Source organism: Micromonospora sp. NPDC047762 (genome assembly GCF_043204655.1).
Lineage (GTDB): Bacteria > Actinomycetota > Actinomycetes > Mycobacteriales > Micromonosporaceae > Micromonospora.
Map to the genome: position 1 here is coordinate 351,758 of NZ_JBIDCQ010000008.1, position 19,981 is coordinate 371,738.

A 19,981-nucleotide genomic window follows, 5' to 3' on the forward strand; every position below is an offset into this window, starting at 1 on the left:
GGGCACCGTCGTCGGTGCTCTCACCCTGAGGTAGAAGCCGGCCCCGCCGTTCTCGACACCCCGAGCAAAGAAATTTCTAGCCGACGGCGTCGAGCTCCAGCACCAGGCTCTGCTCCGGGTGCAGGGCGGGCAGTTGCACACCCACCCGGGCCAGCGCAGCCCCGCTGAGGGTGAGACCACCCGCCAGCCAGGTGGGCGGGGACAGGTCGATGCTCGCCGGGCCCGGTACGCCCGACACCTGTCGCACCCGGTACCGCCGGCCGGGGTGGAGGCCGGGCAGCCGCACGGCGCCGGGCACCTGCGTCACCGATGTGGTCAGCCGGGCCACCGCGTACACCGCTCGGGTGTTGTCGTGGGCGACCACGCCGTGCGCCCAGACGGCCGGGTCGGGGTGGTCGACCCGGACCACCCGACCAGCGTGCAGCAGCGGGCGCAGCCGTTTGTGCAGCGCCACCCAGGCGGCCAGCTCGGTCTGCTCGGCAGCGCTGATCGAGGCGATGTCCCACTCGATGCCGTGGTGGCCGAAGAGCGCGGTCGCCGCCCGGAAACCCAGGTCGTGTACGCGGTTGGTGGTGTGTGAGCGTTCCGGGCCGACGTGGGTGCCGATCAGCTCCGGTGGCAGCAGCAGCCCCGTCCAGCGTTGGATGCTGAGCCGCTCCAGGGCGTCGTTGCAGTCGCTGGCCCAGACCCGGTCGGTACGCGCCAGGATGGCGAGGTCCACCCGGGCTCCGCCGGACGAGCAGCTCTCGATCTCGAGGCCCGGGTGCCGATCGCGCAACTCGTCGAAGAGCCGGTAGACCGCGAGGGTCTGCCCGTGCACCCCGGGGAGGCCGTGGTGCCCGGCCTCGGTGAAGTCCCGGTTCTGGTCCCACTTGAGGTACCGGATTCCGGGGTGGTCGGTGAGCAACGTGTCGAGACGTTCCAGCACGTGGTCGTACGCCTCGGGGCGACCCAGGTCGAGCACCTGCTGGTGACGCCAGGCCGGCGGCAGCCGCCCCGGCACGGCGAGCACCCAGTCGGGGTGCGCGCGGAACAGGTCCGAGTCGGGGTTGACCATCTCCGGCTCGACCCAGAGGCCGAACTGGAGGCCCTGGCCGGTGACGTGCTCGATCAGCGGTTGCAGGCCGTCCGGCCAGACGCCCTCGTCGACGTACCAGTCGCCGAGCCCTGCGGTGTCGTCGCGCCGGCCCCGGAACCAACCGTCGTCGAGCACGAACCGCTCCACGCCGATCTGCGCGGCCCGGTCGGCGAGCGCCCGCAGCCGGTCCAGGTCGTGGTCGAAGTAGACCGCCTCCCAGACGTTGAGGGTCACCGGGCGGGGGGAGCGTGGGTGCCCGGGGCGGGCCCGGAGGTGGGTGTGCAGCACGTCGCTGAGCCCGTCCAGCCCGGCGTCGGACCAGACCGCGTAGAGCAGGGGAGTCTCGTACGACTCGCCAGGACCGAGCCGGACTTCGCCGGGGGCCAGCAGCTCGCCGCCACCCACTGTGGACTCTCCGGTGGGCCGACGTTCGGCGAACGTGACGTGGTCGCCGCTCCAGGCCGTGTGCACCGCCCAGACCTCCCCATGGCCGAAGCCGAACCCGGCGGTCCCGGCCACCAGCAGCAGAGTCGCGTCGTGACCGGTACGGCCGTGCCGGCCCTCGCGGATCCAGGTGCCGTGCTGCCACGGGTGCCGCTGCGGGGACCGTTCCCGACACCATCGGCCGGTCAGGTCGAGCAGCTCGGTGGCGACCGCCGGCACCGGCAGCGCCGATGTCAGCTCCCGCAGCTCGTACGCGCTGTCGCCGTCGTTGCGCAGCCGGTGCCGAACGGTCAGCAGGCCGTACGGGTCGAGCGTGATCTCGATGGTCACTGTCAGCCCGGCGGCCGGGTCCGACGCCCGCACGGTCAGCAGCGCCATGCCCGGCCCGGTGTCGTGCACGTCCAACCCGTCCAGCCGGAAGGCGGTGGACCAGTCTCGTCCGTCGCGGTGCCCGGCCAGACCCGGTCGGCCGCTCCAGCCGGCGCTCGCCTCCGGCAGCAGGGACAGCACTGTCGGCTCGTCGAAGCTGCTCGGCACCACCGGCGGTACCGTCGCGTCGCTGAGCTGGCGCAGGCCGTCGTCGTCGAGGGCGCCGACGTCGCCGCCCCAGTGCACGATCCGGGGCAGCCCCGGGCCGCGCGCGTCGAGCACCAGGCTGGTCCGCGCGCGGCGCAGGTGCAGGATCGTCATCCTTTGGATGCTCCCAAGGTCAGGCCCCGAACGAAGTGCCGCTGGAGCATAAAGAAGATCACCAGGGTGGGGATCGCGACGAGCACGCTGCCCGCGGAGACCAGGTTGTTGTCGGTGAAGAACTCACCGCGCAGGTTGTTGAGCGAGCTGGTCACCGGGAACTTGTCGCCGGTGCGCATGAGGACGGTGGCCCAGAAGAACTCGTTGTAGATCCAGGTCACCTCCAGCGTCGCCAGCGCGGCCAGGGCCGGCCGGCACAGCGGCATGGTGACCTGCCAGTACTGTCTCCAGATGCTCGCCCCGTCGACCATCGCCGCCTCGTACAGGTCGCGGGGCAGCGCCTTCATGTAGTTGCTGAGCACGAAGACGCAGAAGCCGCACTGGAAGGCCACGTTGATCAGGATCAGGCCCCAGTAGCTGTCGTAGAGCAGCTCCGAGTCACTCATGAACTCCGGCAGCGGCACCTCGGTGAACAGCCGGAACAGCGGGATGAGCAGCGCCTGCTGGGGCAGCAGGTTGGCCGCGGTGAAGACCCCGAGCAGGACGAGGTTGAGCTTCCAACTGAACCGGGCGATGACGAACGCCACGCAGGACGCGAGGAAGAGGGTCAGCAGCACCGCCGGCACGGTGATGTAGACCGAGTTGAGGAAGTGCTGTCCGAACTCCGCCGTCCGCCAGGCGGTGACGTAGTTGTCGAAGGTCCAGCCGCCGAACGAGACGTAGCCGTTCGCGGCGGTGTAGTCGTACGAGCGCAGCGAGGTCAGCACCGCCCAGGCGATCGGGAAGAGCCAGGCCAGCGACACGACGATGAGGAAGCCGTGCAGCAGGATTCGTAACGGGGTCAGCTTGCGGCGGGGCGGCGGCGCGTCGGCCCCGCTCTCGGTCCGCCGGGTGACGGTCGCGGTGCTCATTGCCGGTTCTCCCTCATCACGGTCGCCAGGTAGATGGTGATGAAGACCAGCGAGACGACCAGCATGATCGTCGCCAGTGCCGAGCCGAAGCCGATCCGGCTCGCCTCACCCACCACGTTCTGGGTGACCAGCGCGGAGATCAGCTCCAACCCGTTACGGCCCTTGTTGACCACCCAGACCAGGTCGAACGCGCGCAGCGACTCGATCACGGTCACCACCAGCACGATGATGTTGATGGGCCGCATGACCGGGAACACGACGCGGAAGAAGGTCGTGCGCTCCGAGGCGCCGTCGACCGCCGCGGCCTCGCGCAAGGACGGATCGACGCCCTTCAGGCCGGCCAGGTAGAGCAGCATGATGTACCCGACGTGCCGCCACCCGGAGGCGACCATCACCGCCCAGATGTTGACGTTCGAGTCGCCGTACCAGTCGATGCTGCTGCCGAAGACGGCGTTGATCAGCCCCTGGTCGCGGGAGTAGAGCAGCTGCCAGACGAAGCCGATCAGCGCCAGCGAGAGCACCACCGGCAGGTAGAGCGCGGTCTGGTAGAAGCGGCTGCCGCGCAGTTCCTTGTCCAACAGCACGGCCAGGAACATGCCGAACGGGGTGGCGACCACGAAGAGCGCCGCCAGCCAGAGCAGGTTGTGCTGGATCGCCGGCACGAACGGCGGGTAGATGTTCACCACGTCGCTGTAGTTGCGCGCGCCGACGAACTCGATCTCGTTGAGGGGGCCGATGCCGTCCCAGTTGGTGCCGGAGAGCAGCACGGTGGCCGCCGCCGGCAACCAGACGAACCCGGTGACGAGCAGCAGCGGGACGAGCACCATCAGCGTGATGACCACGCGGTCGGTGCGGGACAGGAGCCGTAGCCGTCGGCGACGACCACCCGTGGAGGTGGTCGTCGCCGACGGCGGCACGGCGCGATCCGCTTGGATCAGGGGCAGGTCGGACACGATGTCCTCCCCCTTCCGCCGTCAGTCAGTGAAGATCGACTTCTTCTGGTTCTCGATGGACGAGGTGAGCCCGCCGATGTCCTTGGGGTCCTTGATGAACTGCTGGAGCGCCGGGATGATCACCGTGGAGGCGAAGTCCGGCCGGGTGTCGCGGTCGAGGAACTGGGCGATCTCGGTGGCCGACCCGACCAGCTCGGCGGCCTTCTTCTGCAGCGCGGTGTAGCCGCCGACGTCCGCGCCGCTGTTGGCGACGAGGACGGCCGGGTCGTTCTTGAGGTTGATGTCCGCGGCGGCCTTGCCGCCGAGGTACTCCAGCAGCTTGCGCGCGTTCTCCTCGTTCTTGGGCTTACGCGCCATCATGTAGCCGTCGATCGGCGCGTCGAGCGCCTTGGCGCCGATCGACGGGTCGATCTCGGGGAAGGTGAAGAAGTCGAGGTCGTCCTGCTCGTCGTTGCTGAACTGCTGGCCGACGAAGAGGCCGAGCAGGTACATGCCGCTCTTCTTCTGCTGCAACGACTGCGCGGCCTCCTGCCAGGTGCGACCGAGGCTGTCCGGCTGGTGCAGGGGGAGCAGGCCGGCCCAGGTGTCGAAGACCTTCTTGACCTTGTCGGAGGTCCAGGCCTCCTTGCCGGCCATCAGGTCGATGTGGAACTGGTAACCGTTGATGCGCAGGTTGAGGATGTCGAAGGTGCCCATCGCCGGCCAGCCGTCCTTGTCGGCGAAGGCGATCGGGGTCAGGCCGTCCTTCTTCATCTGCCCGGCCAGCGCGGTGAACTGGTCCATGGTGGTGGGCACCTGGTAGCCGCGCTGCTGCCAGACCGACTTGCGGTAGAAGACGGCCCACGGGTAGTACGTCGCCGGGACGAAGTACTGCTTGCCGTCGTCGCCGGTCGATGCCTTCTTGAAGGCGTCGGAGTAGCCGGAGAGCTTGCCCCACACGTCACTGATGTCGCTGGCCAGGCCCTTCTGCGCGAAGAAGCGCATCCGGTAGCCGGCGAACCAGGTGAACACGTCGTCCGGCTTGCCCTGTAGGTAATTGTTGATGTTCTCCTGGAACGTGTTGTGATCGACCGTATTGATCGCGACCTGCACACCGGACGAGGTCTTGAAGCCGTCGGTGACCTTGACGACGACGTCCTTCGGCTTCGGGTCGGACTGGTTCGAGCCGAGCGACACGTCAGTGCTGGACCCGCCGGAGCCGGAGTCGTCGCCACAGCCGGCGAGCAGGCCGGTGCCGAGCAGCGCGCCCGTGCCGGCCGCGCCGGCCAGCAACGATCGTCGGTTGATGCCGGCGACTGAGGGCGGTACGAGCCGAGCCAGGTACTCGGCTTGGGATTGGGGACGGGACATCTGTGCCTCCTGCGGATGAGAAGGAGCTACGCCCAAGGGCCTCAGGGTGGTGAAGGCAGGTCCAGCGTCGTGATCACACATTGAGATCCACCGAGAATCCACATTGGCGAACACGAACGGCCATTGGGGCCTCAAGCTACCCTGCGGTCAGGCCCTGTCAAGAGGGCAGTTCGCCTCTGATAACCCAGTCGTGATCCGGCTGTTACCCGGCAAGCGTTGGAAAGAAGCTCGATGTTGGAACCTGTTGACTTCGATGGACCAGCGGGTGCACCCTCAGCTGTCATGCGGCGATGGCAGGGTGACGGCATCTATTTCGGCGGCGACTACAACCCCGAGCAGTGGCCCGAGGAAACCTGGTCCGAGGACGTCGACCTGATGCGCCAGGCCGGGGTCAACCTGGTCTCCGTCGGCATCTTCTCCTGGGCGTTGCTGGAGCCCACCCCGGGGCGGTTCGAGTTCGGCTGGCTGGACCGGGTGCTGGACCTGCTGCACGACGGTGGCATCCAGGTCGACCTGGCCACCGCCACGGCCAGCCCACCGCCGTGGTTGGCCCGCGCGCATCCGGAGACGCTGCCCCGCCGGGCCGACGGCGCGATCCTCTGGCCGGGGGGAAGGCAGGCGTACTGCCCCAGTTCACCGGTGTTCCGCGAGCGGTCGCTGGAGTTGGTGCGCGCGGTGGCCGGTCGGTACGCCGAGCATCCCGCCGTGGTCATGTGGCACGTCTCCAACGAACTGGGCTGCCACAACGTGCACTGCTACTGCGACGTCAGCGCCGAGGCGTTCCGCGGCTGGTTGCGTGAGCGTTACGGTGACCTGGACCGGCTCAACGACGCCTGGGGCACCGCGTTCTGGAGCCAGCGCTACGGCGACTGGGCCGAGATCAACCCGCCGCGTGTCGCGCCGACCTTCGCCAACCCGACGCAGCAACTGGACTTCCTGCGGTTCTCCTCCGACGAGCAGCGCGCCCAGCTGCGCGCCGAGCGGGAGGTGTTGCAGACGCTGGTCCGGCAGCCGATCACCACCAACTTCATGATCGGCCTCGGTATCAAGCGCATGGACTACCACTCCTGGGCGTCCGACGTGGACCTCGTCTCCAACGACCACTACCTGACCGCCGCCGACCCGCAGGCGCACCTCGGGCTGGCGCTCGCCGCCGATCACACCCGGGGCGTCGCCGGCGGCGACCCGTGGCTGCTGATGGAGCACTCCACCAGCGCTGTCAACTGGCAGCCCCGCAACGTTGCCAAGCTGCCCGGGCAGATGCGCCGTAACAGCCTCGCGCACGTCGCCCGCGGCGCCGACGGGGTGCTCTTCTTCCAGTGGCGCGCCTCCCGGGCCGGGGCGGAGAAGTTCCACTCCGCGCTGGTCCCGCACGCCGGGCCGGACACCAAGGTGTTCCGCGAGGTCTGCCAGCTCGGCGCGGACCTCAAGGCCCTCGCGGAGGTGCGCGGCAGCCGGGTGGACGCCGACGTGGCGATCCTGTTCGACTGGGAGGCGTGGTGGGGTGTCGAGTTGGATTCGCACCCCAGCGCCGACGTCACCTACGCCGACCGGCTGAACGCCCTCTACGGCTCGCTCTGGCGTGCCGGTGTGACGGCCGACATCGTCCACCCGTCGACCGACCTCAGCGGCTACCGGCTGGTCCTGGTGCCGACCCTCTACCTCGTCCGGGACGCCGACGTCGCCGCGCTGCACCGCTTTGTCGAGGCCGGTGGCACGGCGGCGGTCACCTACTTCAGCGGCATCGTCGACGCCGACGACCACATCCGGCTGGGCGGCTACCCGGGCGCGTTCCGGGAGTTGCTCGGCGTCCGGACCGAGGAGTTCTTCCCGCTGCGCGAGGGTGAGCAGGTCCAGTTGGACGACGGCAGCACCGCTGACGTGTGGACCGAGTGGGTGCACCCGGACGGCGCCGACGTGCTCGCCTCGTACACCGATGGGCCCTTGCCGGGAGTGCCGGCGCTGACCCGGCACCGGGTGGGTGACGGCGCCGCCTGGTACGTCGGCACCCGGCTGGACGAGCCGGCCACCGACCGGTTGGTGGCGCGGCTGCTCGCCGAGGCCGACGTCCGCCCGGCGGCGTCGGCACCCTCGGGCGTCGAGGTGGTCCGCCGCCGCGACGCCGACCGGACCTGGCTGTTCGCGATCAACCACACCGACACCGAGGTACGCCTACCGGCGCGCGGCGTCGAGCTGTTGACCGGGGGATACTGCGCCGGTGAGCTGGCACTGCCGGCCGGTGAGGTGGCGGTCGTCCGTGAGGATCGGGCCGATGCCTTGGGTGTGAAGGAGGTTCCCTGAGTTGCTCGCCCAGCAGCGGCAGACCGCCATCCTCGATCTGATCCGCCAACGTGGCGGGGTGCGGGTGAGTCACCTGGTCAGTCGGTTCGGCGTCTCCGACATGACGATCCGACGCGACCTGGAGGTGTTGGCCGACCGGGGCCTGGTGGACAAGGTGCACGGCGGCGCGACCCTCGCCGGACCCGGCTCGGCAGAGGAACCCGGCTTCGCCGCGAAGTCGATCCGCCAACAGGCGGAGAAGCGGGCCATCGCCGAGCGGGCGGCGACGATGGTGGAGCCGGGAATGGCCATCGCGCTCTCCGCGGGCACCACCACCGCCGCGCTGGCCACGCTCCTCTCCGACGTACGCGGGTTGACAGTGGTGACGAACTCGATCCCGGTGGCCGACGCGCTCTACAAGAACCCGCGCGCCGACCAGACCGTCGTGCTGACAGGTGGCATCCGTACCCCGTCCGACGCGCTGACCGGGCCGGTGGCCGAGGCGGCGATCAGCGCGCTCAACGTCGACCTGCTCTTCCTCGGTGTGCACGGCCTCAGCCCACGGACCGGCTTCACCACACCCAACCTGCTGGAGGCCGGGGTCAACCGTTGCCTGATCGGTGCCGCGCGTCGACTGGTGGTGCTCGCCGACCACACCAAGTGGGAGACGATCGGCATCGCCACCATCGCCCCACTGGAGGCCGCCGACGTGCTGATCACCGACCGTGGGCTGCCGGCAGAGGCACGCACCACGATCGGCGAGCAGGTAGGCGAGCTGGTGATCGTGGAACCTGACTAGCCCGGACCATGCGCCTCGGCTGAGAAGAACAACTACATGGCGCCCACCCCAGCCCAGGACTCGAACAAGGGAGCACAGCCATGATCGCGGTGCAGATGCGGTTCGCGGCGATCGTCGTCGTGGGCCTGATCCTCGTCGGGATGCTGAGTTGGGTGGCCGGTTCATGGCCCGCCGACCAGAGCCGGGCGACTGTCGATCACTGCTATGTGACCCACGATCGGCTGGAGGCCATGCACAGCCGGTGCGTCGGCAACTGGACCCGCGGCGGCCGCGGGCGGCAGGGGCCGATCCACGGCGTCGACGTCCAGGAGTCCTGGAAGATCATCGACGACGAGCCCAGCAGCGCGTACGAGTGGGAGGTGGCCGTCCCAGCCTCGGCTCGACAGCCACGCGTACTCGCCGACACCCGGCAGGCATGGACGTTGTCGCCGCGTGCCCTGCCCTGGGGCCTGGTCCCCGCCGGTCTCGTGGCGCTGCTGGCTGCGCTCGCCTGGTTGATCACCGCGGTGGTCATGGTGCCGCAGCGAGCACGGCTGGACGTGCCCGTCTCCCCGTCGTCATCGCCCAGACTGTAGATCGATCTGTGAACCGTCGTCCGGCAGGCAGACGCCGACGTGGTCGGCCTGCCGCGCGCAGCGGCGGCGACCGGGCATGAGCCGGTCGCAGAAGACCCAGTGTCGTACGTGCTGCGCGTCCTCGGCCGAGACGGTGGTGCCGCCGAGGTCGACCTGCGGCATGGAGGCCAGCGAACGGGCGAGCGTCCGCGCCAGGTCCAGTGCCTCGGCCAGGTCGGTGACCGTCACCGGCAGGTGGATCACGTGCCGAGGCCTCTGCGGGTGCGTCTCGACGGCGAACCGCGGCAACGGCGTGAAGAGCCCGCTGTACTGATGCTCCCGGCCCGGGCTCACGGCTGACCCCGCTCGGACCAGGCGCTCTGCCAGTCGCGCAGCGCCCGCTTCACCCGGGCGTTCTCCTCGCTGAGCCGAGCGACATCGTGGTGCAACGTCGCAAGGTCGAGCGCGACGCGGTGCAGGAACCGTCGTACCTCCCCGGGGTCCAGGCCTCGTCGGCCGAAACCGACGACGGTGAAGTGCCGGTCCCGGACCTGGCTCGGGTGCAGCCGAGCCAGCCGGGCGCTGCCGTTGAGCGTGCCGTCGTAGATCGTCCCTCGGGTCATTCATCACCTCGCGCGTCGTCGACCAATGGGCGGGTCAGGGTCGCGAAGGGCCCTTTGCCGTGGTAGTTATTCGTTCAAGTCGGTTCGGAGCCGGGATTCGCACATCCCGACGCTCCAGTTGAGACCCGACGAGAGCCGGTATGCGGATGCCACTCGCGAGGCCGTCTCTCGTCACCTTCTCGGCTGTTGGCACAGCCGCGGTTGCCGTGTTTGCACCGGGCGTCCCCGGGGGCCGGTGATCACCCTCACCCGGAGGCCACATTTCCAGTGGCTTGGAGCTGGAGCAATGGTTCCTGCGTGGGCGTCGCCAACATATTTGAGAGGTGGATCATGCCGCACAAGCCGTTCATCCGAACCTTGCGTGCGCAGTGGCTGGGTCAGCAATTGCGGATCCTGCGGGAGGAGCGGGGGATGACGCTCAAGTTGGTCGCCGAGCATCTGCAACGAGACATGTCCGCGCTCGGACGGTACGAACGCGCGGACTGGCCGATTCGCAAGGGTGATGTGATCGCGCTGCTGGATCTCTACGGATTCCACCACGCAACCGAGCGGGCCCGCCTCCTGGCGCTTGCTGAGGAGGTATGGCGCACCGACCGGTGGGACGAGGACTACGGCGACGTCGTGGACGCCTCCTTCATCGAATATCCCTGGTTGGAGGGTCGCGCGGAGCAGGTCTGCTGCTTTCACCTCACACTGGTTCCAGGGCTGCTTCAAACCCGCGAGTACGCCGAGGCCTTGATTCGTAACGCAGCAGAGCCGGGAGTTACCGAAGGCACGATCAATCGCTGGGTGGAACTTCGGATGAGCCGTCAAGAGGTCCTGAGGCGACGGCGCCCACTCAGGATCTCGGCGGTGATCGACGAGGGTGCGCTGCGTCGGATGGTCGGTGGGCCGGAGGTACGGGGGCGACAGCTGCACCACCTGGCGCAGGCGCAGCGAATGAACAACGTGGCAATCAGAGTCATGCCGCTCGACGTGGGCCTGCATCAGGGGCTCGACGGCACGTTCTGGATATTCCGTCTGCCGGAGCCGTATCCTGCGGTGGCCTACGTGGAGTCTCTGGGAGGGCGGCTCTACCTGGAGTGGCCGAAGGCTGAGCGCTTTGTTCGTGCCTATGGTCGTCTGCTGGACTCATCGCTCACCGAGAGCGAATCAACGAAGTTGATCACGAGCATCGCGGAGGAATTGTCATGAACGAGAGCATTCCTGATGTCGCCTGGCACATCAGCAGCAAGAGTGACAGCAACGGTGGGAGCTGTGTCGAGGCGGGGCCGGTGCTGGACGGTTCTGGTCGGGTGGCGGTGCGCGACAGCAAGGATCGCGCGGCGGCAACCCTCGTTTACAGCGCCGACCGATGGACCGCGTTCGTCGCCGAGGTGAAGGACGGTGCGTTCGCCCGCACCCAACCCTGATCGACTCGGCTTCCTGCAAATCGGGGTAACCCGGTCGCGAGGACACCCCGCTTTCTAGGAAGCCGAGTCGATCTATCTGGGTGGCCGAGCGCCTGATTCGTCTGCGACATCAGCTCCTCCCATCGCGTGGCGCTTCACAGCCACCTCACAGGGGTGCCGGATAGGGTGCCGTTCGAGTCAACGTCCGACTCCAACCTGGAGCGGTCGGCGTCGCACAGGAGTTCCGATGGTCTTCAAGAAGATGTTGAGCGCGTTCGGTGTGGGCGGTCCCAGCGTGGACACCGTGCTGACCAACCCCAACACCCGGCCCGGCCTGACCCTCGACGGGCAGGTCAACCTCGTCGGCGGCGACGCTGAGGCAGCCATCGAGCAGGTGGTGATCGGCCTGGTCACCCGGGTCGAGGTCGAGGGACACGACACCGAGTACGCGGGCACCATGGAGTTCCACCGCATGGCGGTCAGCGGTGCGCTCCAGCTCGCCCCGAAGCAGCAGCTCTCGATCCCGTTCCAGCTGCCGGTGCCGTGGGAGACCCCGATCACCGACGTGTACGGCCAGCGCCTGCACGGCATGACGATGGGTCTGCGCACCGAGTTGGCGATCGCCCGCGCCGTGGACAAGAGCGACCTGGACCAGGTGGCGGTGCACCCGCTGCCGGTGCACGAGCGGATCCTGGAGGCGTTCCAGCGGCTCGGCTTCCGGTTCAAGCACGCCGACCTGGAGCGTGGCCACATCCGGGGCGTGCAGCAGACGCTGCCGTTCTACCAGGAGATCGAGTTCTTCGCCTCCCCGCAGTACGCGAGCACCATCAACGAGGTCGAGCTGACCTTCGTGACCAGCCAGCGCGGTGTGGAGGTCATCCTGGAGTGCGACAAGCGCGGTGGGTTCCTCAGCGCCGGGCACGACGCGTTCGGCCGCTACCAGGTGGCGCACACCGACGCTGACCGGGTGGACTGGGCGCAGGTCGTCGACGGTTGGCTGCGCGAGACCACGTCCCGCTACGGCAGCCTGCGCTCCCAGTACGGCCCGAGCCACGGATACGGCCCGGGTCACGGCCACGGTCACGGCCGCGGCGGGATGGGCGTGGGTGGCGTGGTGGCCGGCGCGGCGCTCGGTGTCGCCGGCGGCATGATCGCCGGCGAGATGATGGAGGACGCGTTCGAGGGCGACTTCGGCGACTTCGGCGGCGACGAGTAACGGGTCCACGGACGACGACAGTGGCCTCCGGGAGAGTCTCCCGGAGGCCACTGTGAGCTGAGGCCGGTCAGTGCCGGGCCTTGCGCTCCTCGCTGCTGCGGTGATTGCTGCCGGCCTTGGCCAGGCCTCGGCTACCGAGGTAGCCAAGCGTCAGCAGGGTGATCAGGAACCAGGCGTTGTCGGCCCGGAAGATGTCCACCCCAGCGGAGTTCTGCCCGACGACCTGCGACGCGCCCAGTACGGCGGCCACCGCGATCAGGTAGATCCAGAACTCGGTGGTCTTGAACGCCTGCTTGGTCTCCGTACCGGGTGCCTGCATGTCGTTCCGGTGCCCGTCCCGCATGACCGGCATCTGCTGGGTCTGCATGTCCCGCATCTGAGCGGGGTTCTGCGGGTCGTTCATGGGCCGGTTCATCGGCCGGGTGGAAGCAGCCTGCGTGCTCATCTGGTCCTCCTCAGGATGCGATGAGTCGTACCTGCATTCCCTCGCCCCGCTACCGCGTTTCGGCCACGGCACGGTTCGCTTTCGTGGCGGGGACAACCCCCGACTACCCGAGGCCCCGGAGCAGGTAACACCGATCGCCGGCCGGAAAAATCCGGCCGGCGATCGCGTGGTCGGCAGGTCAGCGCAGGCCGTTGCGCATCGCCACGCTCACCAGAAGGCCCGGGTCGTCGGTGATGATGCCGTCGACGCCCAGGTCGATGACCCGCTGCATCACGGTGGCGTCATCGACGGTGTACGGGATCACCTTCAGCTTGTCGCGCGTCTGAAGGGTCCGGACGTCCGGTCCGTGGAAGTATGCCGGGTTCTCCCGCAGGTACCAGTCGGCCGAGGCGACGGTGCCCTGCTTCGGGTCGTGCACCTGCCAGTTGGCGGAGACAGTGCCAGCGCCCGCGGCCCGGGTCAGCTTGCCGAGGTCCTGGTACTTCCACCAGTCCAGTCCACCGGTCCAGGGGCTCTTCACCGACGGGTCGCCGTAGACCGCCTCCAGCGAGCATTCGTCGGCGAGGGTCGCGCACTCGGCCGGGCCGTACTGCCAGACCAGGGCGACAGTGCCGATCCGCCGGTCGAGCTGCCGGGCGTACGTGATGGTGCGCCAGTCGAACGACTGGATGGTGGCCCGGCTGGTGAGGCCGGCCCGCTGGATCGCGTCGACGAGCTTGCGGGTGAAGCTGCGGTACGGCTCGGTGTCGTTCACCACCGGGCTGATCTTCGTCTCGATGTTCATGCCGATGTCGGTGCGGCCACTCGCCTTCACCAGGGCGAATACCTCGTCCAGGGTCGGGATCCGGGCACCGGGAGCGGGCACCTGGGCCGGCAGCTCGGGCAGCGTCTTCGTGCCACAGTCCACGGTCTTGAGCTGCGCCAGGGTCAACTCGTGCACCGGCTTGCCCACGTACGGGAACGTCGGGTCACCGCGGCGCACCGGCTTGGTGTCGACGCAGTGCGATCCGTTGACGGTGCGGTCGTGCAGCACTACGAGCTTGCCGTCGGCCGTCACGTTGGTGTCCAGCTCAAGCGTGGAGATCGCCCGGTTGGACAGCGCGTTCGCGAACGCCGGCAGGGTGTTCTCCGGCCGGGTGGCCCGACCGCCCCGGTGCGCCTGGATGTCGAACGGCGCGGCGTACGCCTTCGGTAGCCGGTAACCGCGCTGGGCCAGCACGCCCCGCAACCGGTCCGGGTAGTCGGTGATGAGGCCGTCCACACCGTCGTCGATCAGCTTGGTCATGGTCGGCACGTCGTCGACCGTCCACGGGATCACCTTGATCCCGTAGCGGTGCGCCTCGGCGACCATCTCCTTCGTGACGTACGGCTTGTAGCCCGGGTCGGTGACAGTGCCGTTCTGCGGCATGCCGTGCACGGGCGAGAAGGCGCTGGCGCCGAAGCTGCGGATCGCCGTGATCGGGTCGCCGCCGAAGTCGTCGATGTCCAGCCCGCCCAGCCACGGCGACGCGCCCGGCTGACCGGTCTGGAGGAAGTCGTAGTTGGTCAGCGCGACCAGCGGCAGCTTCGGCTCGACCTGACGCATGCGCATCAGCGCGCCCCAGTCGAAGCTCTGGATGGTGACCTGCTTGAGCAGCCCGGCGGCGCGGATCTCGCCCGCGGTGACCCGGACGAACTGTTCGCGGGGGGCGGTCTCGGTCGGCGCGCCGGCCTCGACCTTGGTCTCGACGTTGAGCTTCACGTCCTTGGCCCGGTAGCGGTTGACCAGCGCGAAGACCTCACGCAGCAGCGGCATCCGGGCACCGGGGACGGCGACCTGGCCGGGCTTGTCCGACAGCGTCTTCGACCCGCAGTCGAGCGAACGCACCTGGGCCAGGCTGAGCGTGTTGATGTACTTCCCGACGTACGGGAACTCCGGGTCGCCGGGCGTCACCGGAGCGGTGTCGACGCACTTGGTGCCGGTGACCTTCCGGTCGTGGGTGACGACGGCCTGACCGTCCTCGGTGATCTGCACGTCCAGTTCGAGGGTGCTCACCCCGAGCTGGAGGGCATTGCCGAAGGAGGCGAGGGTGTTCTCCACCCGCAGCCCGAGGCCGCCCCGGTGGGCCTGCACGTCGAATGTCCGGTCCGGTCGTGGCTTCGCCTGAGCGGGCACCGCGAGCCCGGTCGTCACCGTCGCGGCCACCAGCGCCGCGACGGCGGTACGGCGTACTGTGCGCACGCTGTCATCCCCTCCTGCCGGCGGGCATCTCCCACCGGTCGCGGGACAGCATGGACATCTCGGGCTGCGGGCAGGCGGCCAGCGGACGGCGTGACGGTGAACCGCCGTGGACGACCTCCCGGTCACCCCGGGTTTGGTCGGCCGATGGTCGGGCACGCAGTCAGTTCCACAGCTTCTGCGAGGTGATGGACGTGCGTGAGGACGACATGCGGCAGGACGCCGCCCGCGAGGCCGAGGATCGGATCGCCGGCGGTGTGTACGGCAAGGGCGCCCTCGACGAGGTGACGGTGCCCCGCACCGATGTGGAGAGTCAGATCCAGCGCGATGACCCGTTCGACCCGGCGAAGGAACGGATCGACCCACAGGTGCTGCGCGACGGTGGCCCCGTCGGCGGGCAGGGCGCGGTGACCACCACCGGTGGCACTGCCGGGCCGGCGAGCGTACGGCGGGTGGCCCGGCAGCCGGAGCGACATCCGGGCACTGTCGCACCGACCACCACCGGCGATGCCACCACCGGCGGCCTGAGCACCCCGATGGGCGGCGGCACCAGCGACCAGTCCACGTCGGCGACCGCACCGGCAAAGTCCATCAGAGACAAATCAAACGACTAACCCACCCACCGCCCCCCTTGGCGGCGTGATCATGAGGTTGACGTGGCTCTGGAAGATCACAGTCCACGTCAACCTCATGATCGACTCAGCGGGTGGGGGTTGGGCGGAGGACGCCTAGGCGTTGGGTGGCGCGGGTCAGGGCCACGTAGAGGTCGCTGCGTCCGCGGGGGGACTCGGCCACCATCCGGTCCGGGTCGACCACCAGCACCGAGTCGAACTCCAACCCCTTGGCCTGGGCGACTGTCAACACCACCACCCGGCTCTCCAGCTCCGGATGCTCGCCGACGGCAGCCTCCGGCAGGGCGGCGGTCACCGCCGCACCCAACTCACCCACCAGGCCGGCCGGCACGAGCACCCCGAGCCGCCCCTCGCTCAGCCCGGCCGCCTCCCGGGTGGCCTCGGCGACCAGCTCCGTCGCCAACCGACCGTCGGGGACCGCCCGGTCCCACGGCGGTACGCCGCTCTCCCGCACCGAGCGCGGCGGCCGCAGTGCCGGGTCGATCTCGGCCAGTACGTCGGCGGCGACCGCCATGATCTCGGCGGGAGTGCGGTAGCTGACCGTCAGCTCGGTGAGCCGCCACCGCTGCTCGACGTACGGGGCGAGGGCATCCGCCCACGACGGCGTGCCGCTCAGCGCGCCGGTCTGTGCCACATCGCCGACGATCGTCATCGACCGGCTCGGGCAGCGGCGCATCAGCAGCCGCCAGGCCATCGGCGAGAGCTCCTGCGCCTCGTCCACGATCACGTGGCCGAACGCCCAGGTGCGGTCGGCGGCGGCCCGCTGCGCGGTGGTCAGCCGGTCGGCCTCCTCCTGCCGCTCCAACAGTCGGTCCGCGTCGATCAGGTCGGTCACGCCGAGGATCTCACCGCCCTCGGCCTCGTCCTCGACGTCGATCGATCGGGATCCCTTGGCGATTTCGAGCACGCCCTCGGCGTACTCCCGTTCCATCATCCGGATGCGGTCCCGCCGGGCGGCGGCGGCGCGTTCGTCCTCGCCGAGCAGTTCGGCGGCCTCGTCCAGCAGCGGGACGTCGGCCGGCGTCCAGCCACCGCGCTCGCGGCGCAGCAGCGCTCGCTCGTCCTCGCTGAGCATCGGCGCGGCGGCGGCGATCCGGTCCGGGTCGGCGTACAGGTCGGCGAGCAGCTGCTGCGGGGTGAGCACCGGCCACAGCCGGTCCAGGGCGGCCTGGATCTCCGTCTCCTCGCGCAGCTCGCGACGGATCTCGGCGCGGTCCGCCTCGTCGAGGAGGTTGTCCCCGCCGAGCGGGTCGGCGCCGATCCGCTCGGCCACCTCATCGGCGAGCGCGTGCACGATCTCCACGTCGAACAGCGCGCGGGCCAGGTTGTGCGGTCGGTCGGCCCGGCGGACCCGATCCCGGGCCGCGCGCACGATCTCCGGGTCGAGGGTCAGCGTCTCCCGCTCGACCTCGATCTCCAACGGCTCGTCCGGTACCCACTGCCGATCCCGTACGGCCAGCGCCAACACCTCGGCCAGCACCGCCCGGCCCTTGAGCGCCGCGGTCTCGGCCAGCTCGGTCCGTTGGGCGCTCACCCCGGGAAAGAGATCACCCTGGGTACGCAGCAGCACGCCGGTCTCGGCCAGCGTCGGCAGCACCTGGGAGATGTAGCGCAGGAAGGTCGCGTTCGGGCCGACCAGCAGCACGCCACGGCTGGAGAGTTCCCGCCGGTGCGTGTAGAGCAGGTACGCCGCCCGGTGCAGCGCGACAGCGGTCTTGCCGGTGCCGGGGCCGCCCTGGACCACCATCACGCCCGGAAGTTCCGCGCGGATGACCTCGTCCTGCTCGGCCTGGATGGTCTCGACGATGTCGCGCATCCGGCCGGTACGGCCCGCGTTGAGCGCGGCGAGCAGCGACGCCTCACCGGTCAGCTCCTCGTGGGCGCCGGGGGAGGCGGTGTCGATGTCGAGCACCTCGTCGTTGAGCCCGGTCACCTTGCGCTGCCGGGTACGCAGGTGCCGGCGACGGCGTACGCCCTGCGGGTTCGCGGCGGTGGCGAGGTAGAACGGCCGGGCGGCGGGTGCCCGCCAGTCCATCAGCAGCGGATCGTAGTCACCACTGGTGTCGAAGATGCCGATCCGGCCGATGTAGCGGCGGGAGTCGTCGTCGCCGTCGAGACGGCCGAAGCAGAGCCCGTTCTCCACGGCGGAGAACTGCTCGACCTGATCGGCGTACATCGCTACCGAGCTGTCGCGCTGCGAGCGGTCCTGGAGGGTGCCGCCGGTGTTGTGCAGCTCGGCGGTGAGCCGGTGGGCGGCCTGCTGACGCAGTTGGTCCAGCCGGTTGTAGAGCATCGAGACGTACTCCTGCTCGCGACCGATCTCGTCGTCGAGCGGCAATTCGCCGGAACCGCCGGAGTGCCTTGACAAGCCGTCTCCCTAAAGATTAGAATCCTTTGCAGGAACGGCTTTTAGCCGTTCTTTTTTGTGCCTTCGAACTGTTGAAGATAGCGCGTTCCGCCGGTTCTCACCAAGCCGGGCGGTCCGGCGCGCCGGTGATCGCGAGGTGACGACAGATGATCCTGCGGACCGGCCAACGGGTGGTCTTCATCGGGGACAGCATCACCGATTGTGGTCGACGTGACGTCGCCGCGCCCTACGGCAGCGGATATGTGAGTCTCGTGCGGGCCCTGGTCGACGCGCGGCACCCGGAGTTGGAGCTGGAATGGGTCAACCGGGGTGTGGGCGGCGACACGGTGCGGGACCTGGCCGCCCGCTGGGACGACGACGCCATCGCCGAGCGCCCCGACTGGCTCGCGGTGCTGATCGGCATCAACGACATCTGGCGGCACTACGGTGACCGGCCGGATGAGGCCGTCGGCATCGAGGAGTACGAGCGCACGCTGCGCGACCTGCTGCGTCGGGCGGTCGACGCCACCGGCTGCCGACTGATCCTCGGTGACCCGTTCTTCATCGAGCCCGACCGGAGCGTCCCGCAGCGCGCCGACACCGACCGGTACGCGGCGGTCATGGCGGGGCTGGCGGCCGAGTTCGACGCGGTGCACGTGCCCAACCAGGCGGCGTTCGACCGGGTGCTGGCGGTGAGTCCGGCGACGCGTTGGGCCGACGACCGGGTCCACCCGTACCTGCCCGGCCACGCGGTCCTCGCCGACGCGTATCTCAGCGCCCTCGGCGTCGCCTGACCCGGGCTGACCCACAGCGGAGCGCCGGGCCGACCGTGAGGTCGACCCGGCGCGAACACCGCGGAGATCAGCCGCGCGCGGCCTCGTAGAGCCGCTCCGGAGTCACCGCTCCGGCGAGCACCCGGCCGTCGTCGGTGAGCAGCACGCTGAACAGCTTGCTGGTGAGGAGCCGACCGCTGCCCCAGTCACCACTGACCGTCGGCAACCCGCCGAGCAGCTTCGACATGTCCAGGTCCGGCCCGGCTCCGGCCGGGGGAGTCGCCTGCTTCGGGGCGGGCTTCCGGTCGGCATCGGCCCCGTCGAGGCGGCCGACCAGCACTGTCGTCCAGCCGTCGCCCACAGTACGGACCTGCGGGTCACCCGCCGGCTCGACGTGACCGGGCTTGCCCGTCGGGCGCGCGGCCTTCTCCTCGTCGACAGTCACGCCGGGCGGCGGGTTGAAGCGGAACTGGTCGGCGTCCGGGCGGCGGTAGTCGACCTGGGTGAAGGCCACCTCGAACGTCGGCCGGTCGCTGCCCTTCGCGAGCACCTCGAAGCGCAGCGGCACGTGCTGCTTGGCGTCGATGGCGATCCGCAGCTGGTGCACCAGGGAGGCCTGGTCGCGCGGCTGGAGCACCAACTCGTACGCGTCCTGTCCGGCGACGGTCGCCGACCGGCCCACGCTGACCTCGGTGCTCGGGTCGATCGCGTTCAACGCCAGGTCGGCGGCCTGCTGCGGGGTGGACGGCAGGCTCGCTGCCGGTTCCGGTGCGGGCTTCCAGGCTCCGGCGTCGCCGCCCAGCGCGCGGTGGGTGGCGGTGTTGCTGCGGCTCTGCCACGTCCACAGGTCCTGGCCGTTGCGGATGATGTCCTGCTCGCCCAGCGTGTCCATCAGCGCGACCCGCTGCTTGTCCGGCCCGGAATACCAGACGCGCAGGGTGTGGGTGCCGGTCAGCAGGGTGGTCAGCTCGTTGCCGGGAACCAGCCCGACGAGGGACGGCAGGCCCAGGTCGGCGCGTTGCACGACGGTCCCGGACAACCCCTCCAGCCGGGATGTCTGCAGGTCGACCAGGAGCTGAGCGGCGGTTCGGGGCGGCAGGCTCGGCTCGGCCTCGGCGGCGAACGTGCCGATCGCCGCGCCACCGCCGATGACGGCGACGGCCGCGGTGGCCGGAACCAGCCAGCGAAGGACGGGACGGCTTCTCAGGACGGACATGGTGGCACCTCCTGCGGCCATCTTGCCTCGTCCGTGCTGTGAACGCGCTGAGGACACCGAA

General features: G+C 69.5%; 18 protein-coding genes. 8 read left to right on the forward strand and 10 right to left on the reverse strand.

Annotated elements, in window-relative coordinates; all coding sequences use genetic code 11:
* Nucleotides 1-76: 76 nt before the first annotated feature.
* From ACGF3C_RS24945 to ACGF3C_RS24960, 4 genes are read right to left on the reverse strand one after another with little or no spacing between them, the layout of a single operon-like run.
* Nucleotides 77-2,212: an alpha-galactosidase gene (locus ACGF3C_RS24945; RefSeq protein WP_393225603.1), complete on the reverse strand. Its 2,136-nt coding sequence runs from the start codon at nt 2,210-2,212 to the stop codon at nt 77-79.
* Nucleotides 2,209-3,123, reverse strand: coding sequence for a carbohydrate ABC transporter permease (locus ACGF3C_RS24950; protein ID WP_357224783.1), 915 nt, complete (start codon nt 3,121-3,123; stop codon nt 2,209-2,211). The genes ACGF3C_RS24945 and ACGF3C_RS24950 overlap by 4 nt, the downstream gene beginning before the upstream one ends.
* Complete coding sequence (locus tag ACGF3C_RS24955; protein WP_393225606.1) at nt 3,120-4,076, reverse strand: carbohydrate ABC transporter permease; 957 nt, start codon at nt 4,074-4,076, stop codon at nt 3,120-3,122. The genes ACGF3C_RS24950 and ACGF3C_RS24955 overlap by 4 nt, the downstream gene beginning before the upstream one ends.
* Nucleotides 4,077-4,097: 21 nt before the next feature.
* Complete coding sequence (locus ACGF3C_RS24960; RefSeq protein ID WP_357224774.1) at nt 4,098-5,426, reverse strand: ABC transporter substrate-binding protein; 1,329 nt, start codon at nt 5,424-5,426, stop codon at nt 4,098-4,100.
* Between the two features lie 282 nt (nt 5,427-5,708).
* Between ACGF3C_RS24960 and ACGF3C_RS24965 the strand changes: the two genes are divergently transcribed.
* The 3 genes from ACGF3C_RS24965 (at nt 5,709) to ACGF3C_RS24975 (ending at nt 9,080) form a co-directional block, all read left to right on the forward strand.
* Nucleotides 5,709-7,727: a beta-galactosidase gene (locus ACGF3C_RS24965; protein WP_393225609.1), complete on the forward strand. Its 2,019-nt coding sequence runs from the start codon at nt 5,709-5,711 to the stop codon at nt 7,725-7,727.
* Nucleotide 7,728: 1 nt separating this feature from the next.
* The gene (locus ACGF3C_RS24970) at nt 7,729-8,505 is read left to right on the forward strand and encodes a DeoR/GlpR family DNA-binding transcription regulator (protein WP_393225612.1); all 777 of its coding nucleotides are present in this window, start codon (nt 7,729-7,731) and stop codon (nt 8,503-8,505) included.
* Nucleotides 8,506-8,585: 80 nt separating this feature from the next.
* Nucleotides 8,586-9,080 (forward strand): hypothetical protein, encoded by a 495-nt coding sequence (locus ACGF3C_RS24975; RefSeq protein WP_393225615.1) that lies wholly within the window; start codon nt 8,586-8,588, stop codon nt 9,078-9,080.
* Here the strand turns inward: ACGF3C_RS24975 and ACGF3C_RS24980 are convergent.
* A complete protein-coding gene (locus tag ACGF3C_RS24980; protein WP_393225788.1) occupies nt 9,063-9,323 on the reverse strand; it encodes a hypothetical protein in 261 nt (86 codons plus the stop codon). The two genes, ACGF3C_RS24975 and ACGF3C_RS24980, sit on opposite strands and share 18 nt — an antisense overlap.
* Before the next feature lie 86 nt (nt 9,324-9,409).
* Entirely contained in the window at nt 9,410-9,682 is a 273-nt protein-coding gene (locus tag ACGF3C_RS24985; protein ID WP_357231512.1) for a DivIVA domain-containing protein, read from the reverse strand.
* Nucleotides 9,683-10,012: 330 nt separating this feature from the next.
* Here ACGF3C_RS24985 and ACGF3C_RS24990 point away from each other — a divergent pair, with 330 nt between their 5' ends.
* From ACGF3C_RS24990 to ACGF3C_RS25000, 3 genes are all read left to right on the forward strand, one after another.
* The gene (locus tag ACGF3C_RS24990) at nt 10,013-10,876 is read left to right on the forward strand and encodes a helix-turn-helix domain-containing protein (RefSeq protein ID WP_393225618.1); all 864 of its coding nucleotides are present in this window, start codon (nt 10,013-10,015) and stop codon (nt 10,874-10,876) included.
* Nucleotides 10,873-11,094 carry a DUF397 domain-containing protein gene (locus ACGF3C_RS24995; protein ID WP_355007027.1) on the forward strand — a complete coding sequence of 74 codons (222 nt, stop codon included), beginning with the start codon at nt 10,873-10,875 and terminating at the stop codon, nt 11,092-11,094. The genes ACGF3C_RS24990 and ACGF3C_RS24995 overlap by 4 nt, the downstream gene beginning before the upstream one ends.
* A gap of 226 nt (nt 11,095-11,320) precedes the next feature.
* Nucleotides 11,321-12,289 carry a sporulation protein gene (locus ACGF3C_RS25000; RefSeq protein WP_357231518.1) on the forward strand — a complete coding sequence of 323 codons (969 nt, stop codon included), beginning with the start codon at nt 11,321-11,323 and terminating at the stop codon, nt 12,287-12,289.
* A 67-nt stretch (nt 12,290-12,356) separates the two neighbouring features.
* On the opposite strand, the gene ACGF3C_RS25005 is transcribed toward ACGF3C_RS25000, so the two are convergent.
* Both ACGF3C_RS25005 and ACGF3C_RS25010 read right to left on the reverse strand, forming a co-directional pair.
* A complete protein-coding gene (locus tag ACGF3C_RS25005) occupies nt 12,357-12,734 on the reverse strand; it encodes a hypothetical protein (protein ID WP_357231521.1) in 378 nt (125 codons plus the stop codon).
* Nucleotides 12,735-12,912: 178 nt separating this feature from the next.
* A complete protein-coding gene (locus ACGF3C_RS25010) occupies nt 12,913-14,955 on the reverse strand; it encodes a glycerophosphodiester phosphodiesterase family protein (RefSeq protein ID WP_393225623.1) in 2,043 nt (680 codons plus the stop codon).
* A gap of 191 nt (nt 14,956-15,146) precedes the next feature.
* Between ACGF3C_RS25010 and ACGF3C_RS25015 the strand changes: the two genes are divergently transcribed.
* On the forward strand, nt 15,147-15,566 hold the full coding sequence (locus ACGF3C_RS25015; protein WP_357235758.1) for a hypothetical protein: 420 nt from the start codon (nt 15,147-15,149) through the stop codon (nt 15,564-15,566).
* Nucleotides 15,567-15,651: 85 nt separating this feature from the next.
* On the opposite strand, the gene ACGF3C_RS25020 is transcribed toward ACGF3C_RS25015, so the two are convergent.
* A complete protein-coding gene (locus ACGF3C_RS25020) occupies nt 15,652-17,952 on the reverse strand; it encodes an ATP-binding domain-containing protein (protein WP_357228319.1) in 2,301 nt (766 codons plus the stop codon).
* 146 nt (nt 17,953-18,098) lie between these two features.
* Between ACGF3C_RS25020 and ACGF3C_RS25025 the strand changes: the two genes are divergently transcribed.
* The gene (locus ACGF3C_RS25025; RefSeq protein WP_393225628.1) at nt 18,099-18,725 is read left to right on the forward strand and encodes an SGNH/GDSL hydrolase family protein; all 627 of its coding nucleotides are present in this window, start codon (nt 18,099-18,101) and stop codon (nt 18,723-18,725) included.
* Nucleotides 18,726-18,792: 67 nt separating this feature from the next.
* Here the strand turns inward: ACGF3C_RS25025 and ACGF3C_RS25030 are convergent, their stop codons facing one another.
* Complete coding sequence (locus tag ACGF3C_RS25030; RefSeq protein WP_357228313.1) at nt 18,793-19,920, reverse strand: sigma-E factor regulatory protein RseB domain-containing protein; 1,128 nt, start codon at nt 19,918-19,920, stop codon at nt 18,793-18,795.
* Nucleotides 19,921-19,981: the final 61 nt, after the last annotated feature.

Excerpts from the sequence above, each read along its gene's own strand:
- ACGF3C_RS24960 (WP_357224774.1), bottom strand. The coding sequence starts at position 5,426 with ATGTCCCGTCCCCAATCCCAAGCCGAGTACCTGGCTCGGCTCGTACCG.
- ACGF3C_RS24985 (WP_357231512.1), bottom strand. The coding sequence starts at position 9,682 with ATGACCCGAGGGACGATCTACGACGGCACGCTCAACGGCAGCGCCCGG.
- ACGF3C_RS25005 (WP_357231521.1), bottom strand. The coding sequence starts at position 12,734 with ATGAGCACGCAGGCTGCTTCCACCCGGCCGATGAACCGGCCCATGAAC.
- ACGF3C_RS24945 (WP_393225603.1), bottom strand. The coding sequence starts at position 2,212 with ATGACGATCCTGCACCTGCGCCGCGCGCGGACCAGCCTGGTGCTCGAC.
- ACGF3C_RS25030 (WP_357228313.1), bottom strand. The coding sequence starts at position 19,920 with ATGTCCGTCCTGAGAAGCCGTCCCGTCCTTCGCTGGCTGGTTCCGGCC.
- ACGF3C_RS24990 (WP_393225618.1), top strand. The coding sequence starts at position 10,013 with ATGCCGCACAAGCCGTTCATCCGAACCTTGCGTGCGCAGTGGCTGGGT.
- ACGF3C_RS24995 (WP_355007027.1), top strand. The coding sequence starts at position 10,873 with ATGAACGAGAGCATTCCTGATGTCGCCTGGCACATCAGCAGCAAGAGT.
- ACGF3C_RS25000 (WP_357231518.1), top strand. The coding sequence starts at position 11,321 with ATGGTCTTCAAGAAGATGTTGAGCGCGTTCGGTGTGGGCGGTCCCAGC.
- ACGF3C_RS24965 (WP_393225609.1), top strand. The coding sequence starts at position 5,709 with ATGCGGCGATGGCAGGGTGACGGCATCTATTTCGGCGGCGACTACAAC.
- ACGF3C_RS25025 (WP_393225628.1), top strand. The coding sequence starts at position 18,099 with ATGATCCTGCGGACCGGCCAACGGGTGGTCTTCATCGGGGACAGCATC.
- ACGF3C_RS24975 (WP_393225615.1), top strand. The coding sequence starts at position 8,586 with ATGATCGCGGTGCAGATGCGGTTCGCGGCGATCGTCGTCGTGGGCCTG.
- ACGF3C_RS24950 (WP_357224783.1), bottom strand. The coding sequence starts at position 3,123 with ATGAGCACCGCGACCGTCACCCGGCGGACCGAGAGCGGGGCCGACGCG.